The 15,202-nt window shown below is 31.9% G+C and carries 10 protein-coding genes; all 10 read right to left on the minus strand.

Going from position 1 to position 15,202, the window contains the following annotated elements:
- Positions 1-1,009: 1,009 nt before the first annotated feature.
- Positions 1,010-1,594 (minus strand): hypothetical protein, encoded by a 585-nt coding sequence (locus ACY2RS_RS15140; protein WP_490099508.1) that lies wholly within the window; start codon positions 1,592-1,594, stop codon positions 1,010-1,012.
- Between the two features lie 1,360 nt (positions 1,595-2,954).
- Positions 2,955-4,148: an aspartyl protease family protein gene (locus ACY2RS_RS15145; RefSeq protein ID WP_490099509.1), complete on the minus strand. Its 1,194-nt coding sequence runs from the start codon at positions 4,146-4,148 to the stop codon at positions 2,955-2,957.
- Positions 4,149-4,229: 81 nt separating this feature from the next.
- On the minus strand, positions 4,230-4,844 hold the full coding sequence (locus ACY2RS_RS15150) for a GntR family transcriptional regulator (RefSeq protein WP_490099510.1): 615 nt from the start codon (positions 4,842-4,844) through the stop codon (positions 4,230-4,232).
- 226 nt (positions 4,845-5,070) lie between these two features.
- Complete coding sequence (locus tag ACY2RS_RS15155) at positions 5,071-5,721, minus strand: hypothetical protein (RefSeq protein WP_490099511.1); 651 nt, start codon at positions 5,719-5,721, stop codon at positions 5,071-5,073.
- A 1,400-nt stretch (positions 5,722-7,121) separates the two neighbouring features.
- On the minus strand, positions 7,122-7,661 hold the full coding sequence (locus ACY2RS_RS15160; protein ID WP_490099512.1) for a hypothetical protein: 540 nt from the start codon (positions 7,659-7,661) through the stop codon (positions 7,122-7,124).
- A gap of 1,003 nt (positions 7,662-8,664) precedes the next feature.
- Entirely contained in the window at positions 8,665-10,119 is a 1,455-nt protein-coding gene (locus ACY2RS_RS15165) for a serine hydrolase domain-containing protein (RefSeq protein WP_490099513.1), read from the minus strand.
- Between the two features lie 615 nt (positions 10,120-10,734).
- Entirely contained in the window at positions 10,735-11,805 is a 1,071-nt protein-coding gene (locus ACY2RS_RS15170; RefSeq protein WP_490099514.1) for a ligand-binding sensor domain-containing protein, read from the minus strand.
- 209 nt (positions 11,806-12,014) lie between these two features.
- Positions 12,015-12,557 carry a DUF4287 domain-containing protein gene (locus tag ACY2RS_RS15175; RefSeq protein ID WP_490099515.1) on the minus strand — a complete coding sequence of 181 codons (543 nt, stop codon included), beginning with the start codon at positions 12,555-12,557 and terminating at the stop codon, positions 12,015-12,017.
- A gap of 594 nt (positions 12,558-13,151) precedes the next feature.
- A complete protein-coding gene (locus tag ACY2RS_RS15180; RefSeq protein WP_490099516.1) occupies positions 13,152-13,775 on the minus strand; it encodes a tetratricopeptide repeat protein in 624 nt (207 codons plus the stop codon).
- Between the two features lie 189 nt (positions 13,776-13,964).
- Complete coding sequence (locus ACY2RS_RS15185) at positions 13,965-15,128, minus strand: serine hydrolase (RefSeq protein WP_490099517.1); 1,164 nt, start codon at positions 15,126-15,128, stop codon at positions 13,965-13,967.
- Positions 15,129-15,202: the final 74 nt, after the last annotated feature.

Below are 15,202 nucleotides of genomic sequence, written 5' to 3' on the forward strand. Positions count from 1 at the left end.
TGGAGCTTTAAATTGTATGTAAGTAGCTTTTTTCAAATGTTGGGTAACGGTTTTGTAAAATGTTCCGATGCTGGAACACTTTCGCTAAGTTACTTGATTTATCTCAATTTTCAGTAGTGCAAGTATTTTCCGAATAGGAAAATCTGAAGCATTGGACATTTTACTTTGTTGCAAACTGTACTGACACAGCAGAGTGGAAGTAGAGCAGTTTTCATTCAGCATTTTATTCCGCGCAACACTCCGCAACACAATTCCGCGAAACTTGCTCAAATCAGTTTTAAATTCCGTTTGAGTGAATTCCACAATCCATTCCGCAGTCTCAAGCTCAATTCCGAAATATTAGATTTCTAAAATGGTTTAATCTAACAGAGAATTTTTCGGATTGAAAAATTCCGCTAGCGATTCACCGGATTGGTAAGTTCACAATTTTAGATGATTTAAAATATTCAGATAAAACTGGTTCGGAAGTATAGTTTGCAACGGTTTTGTAAAATGTTCCGATGCTGGAACGTTTTAGCTAAGTTAGTTTATTTTATCCAAATTTCGGTGATGCAAGTATTTTCCGAATAGGAAAATCCGAAGCATTGGACTTTTTACTTTGTTGCAAACTGTACTGACACAGCAGAGTGGAAGTAGAGCAGTTTTCATTCAGCATTTCATTCCGAGCAACACTCCGCAACACAATTCCGCGAAAGTTGCTCAAATCAGTTTTAAATTCCGTTTGAGTGAATTCCGCAATCCATTCCGCAGTATCTAGCTCAATTCCGAAATATTAGATTGTTCAATTGTTTTCATAAACTTAGAATTTTTCGGATTGAAAAATTCCGCTAGCGATTCACCGAATTGGTAAGTTCACAATTTTAGATGATTTAAAATTTTCATATAAAACTGGTTCGGAAGTATAGTTTGCAACGGTTTTGTAAAGCTTTCCGATGCGGTTTTCAGTCACTAAGTTACTTGAAATTTCCCGAATAGGAGTAATGCTTGTTTTTTCGGAACTGTAAATCAACTAAGCATTGGAAGGTTTACTTTGTTGTAAAACGTTTTTTATTCCGCTTTTAAATTCCGTTGTTAGTTTATTTACTTTTCTTCTATTTACAAACCAATGAAATGGTGATGGACTTGAATGAAGCCCGAACGATATACAATTCACGAGTATGTCTTTTTCATCATAGATTATTGTCAATTGTTTTCCCCAATCAAATCCGCTAGATTCTTTCCATGTTAAGTTTAGAATTGTCATTTGTTGATTACTCGAAAAGATATTCCAATTATTTTTTTTCGCAATTTGTTTAACCAGATTTGAGTTTTTTCCTCTCGATATTCCTTTAATCCGTTTTAACTTATAAACATTGAAAATTGAATAAATCATCAATCCTCCAATTATCAGCGATAAAATCATAAAAGAAAGAGAAAGTCCAAATGGTTCATTTTTGTTTAAATCCGAATTGAACTCCATCATCGCCATAAAAGGAAACATTCCTACAATCATTAATGGAAGTAGGTATTCGAATAATTTTTCAAGAAACCATTGCCTTATAATCAGCTTTCCAGCTTTTTTAGATTTCGATATGTCGATTGGGATTCTACTCATTCAAATTTTATTCTATAAAGATGATAATGATAAAATTGTTGCTAAACCAAAATAAAAGAAAGCCATATATCTACTTTTGGGAACAGAATTTTCACAAATTTTCATTGCATATTTGAAAATAAAATTATTCTTCTCAAAGAAATAAGAAAGTAAAAAAATAATTCCGATGAGTTGTATGTAAAAAACTAAAAAAAAGTTCACTTTAAATTCTGACTGCAAATGGTAAAATGACAAGAATAGAAAAACTGCTAAAATCAATATTATCAAATATCCATTCCAGAAGTATAAATTATTTTTGGTATTGAAACTTTTCATTGAAATGTTTTACAACGGTTTTGTAAAATGTTCCGATGCTGGAACACTTTCGCTAAGTTAGTTTATTTATCTCAATTTTCAGTGATGCAAGTATTTTCCGAAAAGGAAAATCCGAAGCATTGGACATTTTACTTTGTTGCTTACTGTAACGAAACAGCAGAGTGGGAAAGAAACCGATTTTATTCAGTATTTAATTCCGCGAAACACTCCGTAACACAAATCCGCGAAAGTTGCTCAAATCCGCTTAAAATTCGTCAGAGTGTTTTTCCGCAATCTAGTCAGAAGTATCAAGCTCAATTCTGAAATTTTAAAATCCGAACTCATTTTAATCAAACTGAGAATTTTTCGGATCTAAAAATTCCGCGAGCGATTCACCGGATTGGTTTTTATAAAGTTGAAATGAAGAAAATTGGATTCCTAAAACAGTTTCCGAGTTATAGTAAGCAACGGTTATGCATATACTTCCGTTGCTGGGAGTTTTTGCATTTGTTTTTTAAAGATAACCAAATTTGGTTCATGCGAGTATTTTCCGATAAGGAAAATCCGAAGCAATGGAGTGTATGCTTAGTTGCTTACTTTGGCGACACAGCAGAGTAGTAGAGAAGTAGTTTTCATTCCGCATTTCATTCCGCATTTCATTCCGCGTAATACTCCGCAACACAATTCAGAAGAAATGGCTTAAATCGACTAAAATTCAGTCAGAGTAAGATTCCGCAATTTATTCAGCAGCATCAAGCTCAATTCCGAAATATTAGATTGATAAATTCCACTAGCGATTCACCAGATTGGTCAGAAACAAAACATGATTTTCATTTAGAAATATTCGGCTTGAGTCAATTCGGAGCCATTGTAAGCAACGGTTTTGTAAAGCTTTCCGATGCGGATTTCGTTCATTAAGTTACTTGAAATTTCTCGAATAGGAGTAGTGCTAGTTTTTTCAGAATAGTAAATAAACTAAGCATTGGAAGCTTTACTTTGTTGTAAGCCGTTTTTTTTACTCCGATTTAATAATTTTAATTCAAATCAAAAGTAACTTATATAGGTTTCAAATCAATCGCGTTAGTGAAATTTCGACAGTTTTTAATGAACCATCTTTTAATTTTACAACAATCGAAAGTTTTTCCCCCTCATTTTTCAATAGCTTTTTGTAAAACCGTATATCCTTATTTTCAGCGCCGTTGATGGAAATCAATTGCTGACCAACTTTTAGACCTTTATCACTCGCCATACTTGGTTTAGCAATTGACTTGATAAATATTCCATTTTCCTTTTCTTGTAAAACGATACCACTCAATGGAAAATCAAAAGCATTATTGTATGAATTATTTGGTTTTAAATAGATTTTCTTTCTGTTGTAATCTAATATGAAATTGAACTTACTTATGTATTGTAGTCCAAGATTGCCCATATACTTGTCTTTTGATAGCATTCCTTGACTATCATTAGAAAGTCCCACAGGGATTTCCAATAAATCGAAATCTTTAATCTTGATTTGAGATATAACACCTGTGGTCTTTTTTAATTTAAAGCCAGAATTGATTCCGGTTGATTCGGATTCAGACTTTAAAAGAGCATTAAATTTAGAACTTAAATCGTTTTGACTGACAAAAGGTGAATTAAATATAAGAGGTGACCTAACGTTACCTGTATCAAAGGTTACTTTTCCAGTAAATGACTCATCATTAGGAAGCACGACTGAAATATCAATTTCAGGAGTACAGAATGACTCTACAAATTTTATAGACTTATATCCTTTGGTGTTAGGTTTACCTTTACGCTTGAAGAAGCTAATGGTTTTTGTGTCAAAATTAGTTTCAGTTACAAATTCTTTGAATAAATCGAAACCAATTATACCATTGATTTCGCCGAGATGTGAAAGGTCTATTACCATCATTTCCAAACCTTCCAAAACTATTTTATCGTTTAAAGAGACACTTTGTTTTTGTGTTTTTTTTCTATTTTCTGTAACTCCACTTGTGCCTATGGATTGATATGTTTCCTTCTTCAAAGGTAAGTTAAATTGAGTTGCTATGCTTTTATCGATAACAGTTACAGAAGCTCCTGTATCTAAAACGAAATTAGAAACCTCTTGGTTATTTACTTTTAAGGTTATGACTATGAGGCCGTTATCATTTAGTGTGAATGGAATTTGTCCTATTGGTTTATCTTGTCCAAAAGAATTACAGGAATGTAAGAGAAAAGCGATAGCTGTTAACGTAATTAAAAAATGTTTTTTCATTGGTCGATGTTTTTGATTGACAGATTAAAAGCGTAATAAATAAAAGGATGGTTATAAACGCTTTCTTTAATACCCTATTTTTTATTTTTTGAAATGCTCTATGCTAACTTTCCAATTATTGTTTAATTCTTTTGTCGCTTCAATAATATTAGATTGGCTTAAATACCGAATGATTTTTTTATGCATCATATAAGACTCATTAGATATTTCTAAACCCATAAACTTAAGTTCATATACAGAGAGCTTAATTCTAATGTCCTCAATAATCTTCTTTGCTGATTTATTAGTATAATCTTCAATTAGTTTTTGATGAAATAATGTATCAAATTCAATTTTATCTGCATTTGTGGGAGCAATTTTAAATTTCTCATTTATTTCGGACAACTCATTGATTTGTTCTGTTTTGTAGGCACAGTTCTTTATAGCTTCGCATTCTAAAATCGAAATAATTTGATATAATTCCATAGCTCCAGACTCACTTAATTCAGTAACAAAAAAACCTCTATTTGCTATGTATGTTACTATTCCTATTTCCGTTAGTTGGGTTAGTGCTTCTCGAATTGGTGTAACACTTATCTCTAATTCTGAGGCAATTTTGGGTAAAGACAAACGCTCGGTTGGTTTAAAATTGCCATTCAGCATATACTTCACAAGAATATCTTTAATAGATTTTCTAAATATTGTTTTTTGTAACATAAATCAAATATAGTATATCGTATATGATTTAACAAATAAATTTGAACTTTAATTGATTTATTTTAGGGCGATAGGTTTTTTCAAATGGCTTACAACGGTTTTGTAAAGCTTTCCGATGCGGAATTCGTTCACTAAGTTACTTGAAATTTCCCGAATAGGAGTAATGCTTGTTTTTTCGGAAAGTATCTAAGCTAAGCATTGGAAGGTTTACTTTGTTGTACACAGGTTATTCCGCTAAATTTTGAATACATTTCTCTCTAATTTCCCAAAGTTTTTTGAATTCAATGTTTGAGTTATTCTCTTTCAACCATTTCTTGATAAAGTTTTTATGAAATTCTACTTTGAATTCAGAAACTTGTTCAGGTTCGATTACTTTTTCAAGAATTATATCTTTTTCGATTTTTTCAAATTCAGATTTATCAGTTGTATAATCAATTCGTTTTCCATCAACTTTAAGATAGCAATGAGCTTCTGGAATAAACTCTATAGATTTCTCGGTCAGTTCTGCACCAATTTTTGGAGTGTTCGAATTATTCATTTTATATAACCCTAAAACTAATTCAACACTAGAAATATTATTTAAGTCAGAAAGCCTTTTGAGTAAAGCATGTTTTGAACTACAAGTACCTTTCTTTTCGGTAATTACCAAACTAAAATCTGATCTATCTTTATTTCTTCCGTAAGGTAATTTTTTAACAAAATTGGTTAATTCATTCCAAGTATTTATTCCGTTACTTTTTATAAGATCGGTTAATTCGTCATTAGATTTCAGTTCTTGATTTTGGTTCATTTTTAACTTGTTTACAACGGTTTTGCATATACTTCCGTTGCTGGGAGTTTTTGCATTTGTTTTTAAAGATAACCAAATTTGGTTCATGCGAGTATTTTCCGATAAGGAAAATCCGAAGCAATGGAGTGTATGCATAGTTGCTTACTTTGGCGACACAGCAGAGTAGTAGAGAAGTAGTTTTCATTCCGCATTTCATTCCGCGTAATACTCCGCAACACAATTCAGAAGAAATGACTTACATCGACTTGAATTCGGTCAGAGAATGATTCCGCAATCCATTCAGCAGCATCAAGCTCAATTCCGAAATATTAGATTTATAAATTCCGTGAGCGATTCACCAGATTGGTCAGAAACAAAACATGATTTTCATTTAGATTTATTCGGCTTGAGTCAGTTCGGAGCCATTGTAAGCAACGGTTTTGCATATACTTCCGTTGCTGGGAGTTTTTGCATTTGTTTTTTAAAGATAACTAAATTTGGTTCATGCGAGTATTTTCCGATAAGGAAAATCCGAAGCAATGGAGTGTATGCTTAGTTGCTTACTTTGGCGACACAGCAGAGTGGAAGAGAAGCAGTCTAATTCCGTATTTCATTCCGCGTAACACTACGCAACACAATTCATGAGAAATGGCTTAAATCGGCTTAAATTCAGTCAGATTAAGATTCCGCAATCCATTCAGAAGCGTCAAGCTCAATTCCGAAATATTAGATTAATAATTCGCTTTCATGAAACTGAGAATTTTTCAGATGGAAAAATTCCGCTAGCGATTCATCAGATTGGTCAGAAACAAAATATGATTTTCATTTAGATGTATTCGGCTTGAGTCAATTCGGAGCCATTGTAAGCAACGGTAAAGTATATGATTTGTTTTGCCTTTATCAGGCAATATTTTCAGTTGTTTTAATCTTTAATTAAAAGTACTAAAATATAATCCATTTATCCCTATGGCAAAATAAATTATATACCCTAGTTGTATGCAGTATTCGGCCAGGCCTTATGATTCAGAGAATACGTAGTCAGTCAGATAACGCATTTACCTCTGCTTTTTGTTTTTTATTCAGTTTATAAGGTTGAATATAAGCTGAGTCCAAAACATTTCGATGTCAATTCATGAATTCATACTACCACTTTTCACTATATCAGTCCGTTACTTGATTTTCCAAAAATCAATCACTACCTTCGACAAGCTTTTGAAGCGTAACAACGTTTTGAGAGTGCGAACTCTCCACGATGCAATCGCAAAAGCTTGGCAATCCGATTTATCCTAACTCAGATTGATATAGTGAAAAGTGGTCTTCCGAATAAACATCGAAAAGCAATCCTTCCTGTGATCTGTCTTATTGCTTACAACGGTTTTGTAAAGCTTTCCGATGCGGAATTCGTTCACTAAGTTACTTGAATTTTCCCAAATAGGAGTGATGCTTGTTTTTTCGGAACAGTAAATCAACTAAGCATTGGAAGCTTTACTTTGTTGTAGCCAGTTTTTTTAATTCAGTTTGTTTATTAATAATTCAATATCACTTTTAATAACTTGCATTCGGGTTACTGGAACCCAATCTTTTCCGACTTTTGGAATATCATCGCGAGTTTTAATTTCTCCAAATTTTCTTGAATTCCTTTTCCTTAATTCCAAAACGATTTCATTGTACTTGTCAAAAAATTCAATAATTTCAGAATGATAGTACTTTTCAGTGAATTTGTCATTATTCATAAATCCGCTTCTTTCAATTTCAAATGGTTTGTCCAATACGCTTTTCATTGAATTCAAGTCCTTAAGTATGTTCTGTATAAATTTATTCGGTGTCAGTAGTTTAATTATTCCAATTAGAGCGAAAGGAATCAAAATTAGAATTAAGAATTCATAACCTTTAAAAACATATTCTTGATTTAGAAATGCTTTAATATATTTCCAAGTTGCAAGAAAAGGAATAGTAGTGACGAGAAGTGTAATTAGCCAAAAGAGAATAGGTCTTTCGGATGAAAACTTTTCGATTGAATGGTAAATTTTCTTAATTTTTAGAATCATTTTCTCAAATTGGCTACAACGGTTTTGTAAAAAGTTCCGATGCTGGAACGTTTTAGCTAAGTTAGTTTATTTTATCCAAATTTCAGTGATGCAAGTATTTTCCGAATAGGAAAATCCGAAGCATTGGACTTTTTACTTTGTTGGCTTTTCGGTATTGCCCACAAGAGTTTGCCGCAAACTTGCTTTTACAATCTATTCAGAAGCAAACAACACTTTCCGATTGATAAATTTTCATGGACTTGAATTCAGAAGCTGAAATTTTAATCAAAGAAAAGAATTGATTTTTTCTGCGAATTTTTCGGATAGAAAAATTCCGTTAGCGACTCACCGGCTAGACGAATTTAAAATGTTATGTTTTCAGATATTCGGAAAGAATTCAGTTCAGCGATACTGAATGCCAACGGTAAAGTATATGATTTGTTTTGCCTTTATCAGGCAATATTTTCAGTTGTTTTAATCTTTAATTAAAAGTACTAAAATATAATCCATTTATCCCTATGGCAAAATAAATTATATACCCTAGTTGTATGCAGTATTCGGCCAGGCCTTATGATTCAGAGAATACGTAGTCAGTCAGATAACGCATTTACCTCTGCTTTTTGTTTTTTATTCAGTTTATAAGGTTGAATATAAGCTGAGTCCAAAACATTTCGATGTCAATTCATGAATTCATACTACCACTTTTCACTATATCAGTCCGTTACTTGATTTTCCAAAAATCAATCACTACCTTCGACAAGCTTTTGAAGCGTAACAACGTTTTGAGAGTGCGAACTCTCCACGATGCAATCGCAAAAGCTTGGCAATCCGATTTATCCTAACTCAGATTGATATAGTGAAAAGTGGTCTTCCGAATAAACATCGAAAAGCAATCCTTCCTGTGATCTGTCTTATTGCTTACAACGTGTTTGTATATGAAAAGTAGCGGATTTTACTCACTAACTTTTCGGATTGTAACAGACCTTTAATTTATTCATTTTGTTTGGATTAAGCGATTAAACCGCTATTTTTTATATATGTTGTTAGCGGTAGTATTTTCACGTATTCTTTTTGTTTGTTGGATTTTTAAAATTGCCCAAGTCAAAGATAAAACTGTCGTAACAACAAACAGATATCCCACATCTGGCATATAGTTCAATAATCCACTTATGTAAATTGCGTTTTGCCTTGGAATATAAATAATAAAAAGAAACGCAAGAATCGCAAAAATCAAAATGGGAATGATAAAATTCCATTTTCTTTTTTGCTGTTCCCTTTTTTTGAATAACATTTTTCCGATGAGAAAAACAAAAATAACTGGTATAATACTTACCGTCCAAAAAATAATATTTTCAATTAGAATAAAATTTGATGGTGGTTCATAACCTAAAAGAATTTCACCTGGACCATTTATCAAGCTATTTATTCTGTTAGTAGCATAATTACCGCCTGATGTGTTTGATAGGACAACAAGTCCAATTTTTTCGGACGGAATGATTAGCATATTACTCTCAACTCCCTCAAATTGACCTGCGTGATAAAAGAATTCAGATTTTCCATAATTTCGAACCCAACCAAATTCGCCGTGATTTGTTCTCTCATTTTTGTCTATTTTGAAAATTTGGTCAAATCCGTTTTCTGAAAGCAAACGTTTATCTTTATCAAGAACAGCGTTCAAATATTTACCCATATCTTCTGCACTTGAGTAAAGTCCTCCAACGGGATAAAAATTTCTGGATAATCTCGGATTATGGCTATGATTTGTGGCAAATCCGAAAATCAGTCTATTTGGATTTGCAATATTATCATTTATTGAATTTGGATAGCCAAAAAAGGTATTATCCATTTCCAGAGGTTCTAAAATATTTGTTTCGATATATTGTTCAAACTGCTGTTTTGATATCTTTTCTATAATTAGCCCTAAAATGTGATAGTTGGCATTAGAATATTGTGGATTTTCGTTTGGTTTGCTTTTTAGTTTTACATTCTCATAATCCGAAACTACATTATCTAAAGCGTTTTCACTCATATCTGCCCAATTCCAAGACCTATTCCCATTAAGTTGTGAAAATCCGCTTGAATGATAAAGTAAATTTCTAACCTTTATTTGATTGGAATAGTCTGCGTTAGAAGCTCTGAAATTTGGCAGATAATGTGTAACCTTTTCATCCAAATCAATTAGCCTTTTTTCTGAAAGCTGCATTATTGCAATACCAGTAAAAGACTTTGTCATCGACGCTATTGCTGAAGATGTTTTTGGTGTCATTTTAGCACCATTTTTTTTGGATAAGCCAAATCCTTTTTCGTAATATACATTTCCTTCTTTTACAATAACTATTGAAGCTCCAACAATTTCTTTTTTGTCAAATGTTTTGGTAATCAGATTTTCAATGGCTAATGTGTCAATTAAAGTTCTTTTTTGTTGAGCAGAACAATACCAAGTTGAAATTAATAAAAGCCCGAAGAGTATTTTTTTCAAATGTCTAATTTTATTACGATGTTTTGTTCATATTACCGCTAACGGTTTTGTAAAATGTTCCGATGCTGGAACACTTTTGCTAAGTTAGTTTATTTATCTCAAATTTCGGTGATGCAAGTATTTTCCGAATAGGAAAATCCGAAGCATTGGACATTTTACTTTGTTGCTTTTCCGTTGTGACCTACAATACTTTGCCGCAAACTAGCTTTGGTAAAACGTTCAGATTAAAACGGAGTTATCCGATGGACGAATTTTTATTGAAATTGATTCAGAAATTCAGTCAGAATTATCGAGTTTAAATTGATTTGATTCGCTTACAGATTTTTCAGAAACGACCTTTATTCAGAAAATTCCGCGAGCGATTCACCAGATTGGTCATTAATATTTTCAGATCTAAATTTTTCCGAACTCGCACTTTTCGGAACAATGGAAAGCAACGGTTTTGTATAAAATTCCGATGCTGGAATTCTGTTACTAAGTTAGTTTAAATTATCCAAATAGGAGTGATGCTTGTTTTTTCCGAAATGGACAATTTAAGCATTGGATTTTTTACTTTGTTAGCGGCTGCCATATTTTTCTCGAAAGTTTTGATTATTCAAATTTTTAGTTCTTTTTCTATTCAGAAAATGTTGTGAAGTTTTCCCCATCGTATTTACTTAAACCTGTGTTTCTGGTCCCGAACCAAAGGTTTCCATCATTATCTTCAACAATAGAAAATACAGCATTATGAACAAGTCCTTCTTTTGTTGTGAATTGAGTAAACGATTTCCCATCGTAACGCCAAACTCCACCAGTATCGTCAATTTGTCCGGTTATGCTCTCTGTTGAAAACCAAAAATTTCCATTTTTATCTTCAACAATAGAATACACACTATTGATACCCTCTTTTTTACCAATTTTGGTTAACTCCTTTCCATCGAAACGGAAAGCTCCATCACTAGTTCCAAACCAAATAAATCCAGCGCTATCTTCCATAATAGATGGGATCCTCACATAGCCAAAATGCTTTAGAGTAACATTTGCTTTAAGTCGAGCTAAAGTCTTACCATCAAAAAAGGATATACCTTCACTTACATACGAACCAAACCAGATGTTTCCGTTTTTATCTTCCAACAATGATTCAGTGTTTTTAAGATGTAAACGATCACCGTTTTGTATGCTTTCATTGTTTAGAAAAGCAGAAAACACCTTCTCTTTATACGTATAAACTCCTTCATTAGTGCCTAACCAAAGTATTCCATTTTTACTCTGCATCATAGACAGTATTGTAACTCTTGAATTTGTTTTTTCAAAAGGGATAGCAATTATCTCCTTTCCATCAAACTTATATAAACCATCATCGGTTCCAAACCAAATATTTCCACTATGATCTTCTAAAATAGACCCAACAGAATTAGTATTTAGACCGATAGTAAATTGAGTGAATAATTTACCATCATAACAATAAACACCTTCCCCAGTGGTGCCAAACCAAAGATTTCCTTCTGTATCTTTAAGACTACAATGTACATTATGACTAACGCCAGAACCTTGTGTTTTTAGAAGTTTAGGTGTTCCAATAGTAATTGCATCTGTATTTTTCAAATCATCTGTTGGTTTAGTTTTGACTTGTCCATTACAAGAGATGTAAAATACTAGTATTAGTAAACTATATATAATTTGTCTGCTAATGAGATATTTAATCATAATTTCATTTTGGCCTTTATATCTTTATTTGGAAGTTGATTTATTTTCGTTAACGTCACTGATGGTTGCCGCTAACGTTTCTGTATAAAATTCCGATGCTGGAATTCGTTCACTAAGTTAGTTTAAATTATCGAAATAGGAGTGATGCTTGTTATTTCCGAAAAGAACAATTTAGGCATTGGATTTTTTACTTTGTTGTAGCCAGTTGTCTAAATTGATTTTTCGTAAGCTTCTTTTATCCATACTTTTAATTCATTGTCAACCTCTTTTAAATCGGATATTTTCACTCTGTGCGTGCACATAGTACCAAAAGGTCCTGAATTTTCTAGTCTTTCATTTGTCGGTTTGTCTTTCAGTTTGAATCCTAAATCAATTCTCGTTTTGGTTGCAGGCTTTATTAATAGAAATTGTCGTTTTCTAATAATACTTACACTTCCTTTTTTGGGAGTTATAGTAATATCAGAACCTAAAGTTTTCAGATGATTCATTAGTTTCTCATATATTGGAAATAGATTTTCTTTTCCTTTGTATTGAGATTCAACAAGATTTTCTGAAGGATTGTCATCTTCTTTCGAAAGAGAAACAATTGTATTCGCAAAACCATGAGTAACACTGTATTCAGTTTTTAAAAATTTTACTCCTTCTGAATGTTTAGAAAAAGATTTTTCTTTTAAAATTTCTTTCCATTGCTCTAATGATTTTCCTGTTTTTTCAGGCATATTAGAAATCATTGTTTGTAGTGCTTTATCCATGATTTTCTATTTTGTTCTTTAATTGGCTACAACGGTTTTGTATAACGCTCCGATGCTGAAACGCTTTCACTAAATTAGTTAAATTATCCCAATTTGAATCATACAAGTATTTTCCGACTAGGAAAATCCGAAGCATTGGGCGATTATACTTTGTTGCTTACTGTAACGAAACAGCAGAGTGGAAGAGAAGCAGTTTTTATTCCGTATTTCATTCAACGTAACACTACGCAATAGAATTCCGCGAAAGTTGCTCAAATCCGCTTAAAATTCGTCAGAGTATTTTTCCGCAATTCAGTCAGAAGTATCCAGCTCAATTCTGAAATTTTAAAATCCGAACTCATTTTAATCAAACTGAAAATTTTCAATCCGAAAAATTCCACTAGCGATTCACCGGATTGGTCTGTGTAAAGTTGAAATGAAGAAAATTGGATTCCTAAAACAGTTTCAGAGTTATAGTAAGCAACGGTTTTGTAAAGCTTTCCGATGCGTATTTCGTTCACTAAGTTACTTGAAATTTCCCGAATAGGAGTGATGCTTGTTTTTTCTGAATTGTAAATCTACTAAGCATTGGAAGGTTTACTTTGTTGGCAATAGTTATTCTTCGCTTAGTATATCTCTAAATTTCAGAATTTCTTTTTTTATTAATTTTTCATCAATCAATTCAATTGCTTTGTTGATATGTATTTTGGCTTTTTCAATCTCATCAGCTTTGTAGTATGTTCGTGACATATTATAATAAAAATAGGCCCTTTTTTCACCACTTCGTTCAAGACTCACACCTTTTTTATAAAGTTCAATTGCTTTCTCAAATTCGTTATTTTTAGTTTTACAAAAGCCGTAGTTTAAAAAAGTTATTGGGTCTAAACTGTCAATCTTTAGAGCTTTTTCAAAATATTCAGTTGACTTTACTGGGTTATTCAATTTTGCATTTACTAAAGCTAAACAATTTATTATGCTAGTATTATTCGGTTCAATATCATTTGCGAATTCATATAGTACTTTAGCTTTTTTAAAGTTGTTTTTAGAGCTTTCTTCATTTCCTTTATCAAAATTTATTGCTGCTAAAGAATCGTTTATAATTCCTCTTTCAAATGAATTTTTAAAATATAGACTTGTATTTCCCTGATCAATAGTTACAGTTTTATTTTTGTCCGAGTAAATTTCATTTTTACAGGCTAAGAATAAAATAAAAAATAAGAGTGTATACTTGATATTCATAAATACTTAAAATTTCCGTGTAGTATTAAGGATGATTTAGGGTCATAATTATTGCCAACGTGTTTGTGTATGGTTAGTTGCGTACAGGTACGCGATTATTTTTCCGTTATACAATATAGTGAATTGTAGGAAAAGATCCTTCGTTTAAACACTTGCGCAGCAATTAATTATACACGGTGTTGGCAATAGTTATTTTACTCGATTCGCTGTTTGTTCACTATCAATAAATCCATTCAAAAGAATAACCCTATTTACGAGTTTTGTTGAATCCCTCAAAAATCTCATTGAGGCATCAATTTGTTTCATATAAAATTGATTGGATGATTGAGGAACAAGATATGTTTTGTTAGGTCCCATTAGTACAAATAGACTATCATTTGAATTAAACACTTCAAAATTTACATTTTCATTCAACGAATAACTACCTGCAAAATCTTTCAAAATAGTTTTATCTATATCAAATGGTTTTCTTGATAAAGGAATTCTATATTCTTTATCTTCAAGTATTGCATTGATTCCATTCAAGATTTCCGATGTAATAGGTTGTCTACGATTACTCAAAATAACAATTGAAGTGTTACTTGCTATATTGTTTTCCAACGAGTAACTAAATCCATCATCCTCTAAAAAACCATTTATCTTTAACTCTTTTGGATTTGACTTTATTATTTTTATTAAATCGTTTCCAGTAGATTTTAATCCCTTACTACTGAAGGCACTTTCTAAATTATAGATAGGTGCTTTCTGTAATTCAAGTCCTTTTCCTCTATAATTATGATAGAGATATCCCACAGCAATAGATGAATCTGTTTCTGAATAATAGGTGTTTTCCAATTCTAGTTTATGGCTATATTCCTTGATGTTTTTTTGATAACTTTTATTGCTTACTTTTTCAATTAACTTGCCCAAAGTATTATAATCGATATTGGAATTTTTATTTAGTATATCATTTATACTAACTTCAGAGTCAATTTCTGTTAGGTATTGAGATAATTTATCGGTCAGTTTTATTTTTCCTTCTTTTAATAATCTATTTACAAGATTGTCTGTGACAAATTCTGTTATTTCTCCAATCTTGAAAGCAGTGTTATTAGAAAATGAAATTTTATTTTCATAATCAGCTAGCCCAAAACTTTGATTGTATATAATAATATTATTTTCAGCGACTAAAATTGTTCCGCTGAATCGGTTTAATTCGAGGTACCGATTAGCGAGATTGTCAATTTTGTCCGTTTTTGATTTTTCGAGATATTCATTTTCTGTTTTTCTTTCCGTTTTACAGGATAGGAAACTTAATATCAAAATCGGAAGGTAAAATAACTTGTTCGTCATTTTCTTTATAATTATTGCCAACGGTTTTGTAAAATGTTCCGATGCTGGAACACTTTCGCTAAGTTACTTGATTTATCTCAATTTTCAATGATGCA

It is taken from the genome of Patiriisocius sp. 208BN25-11, from assembly GCF_058147145.1.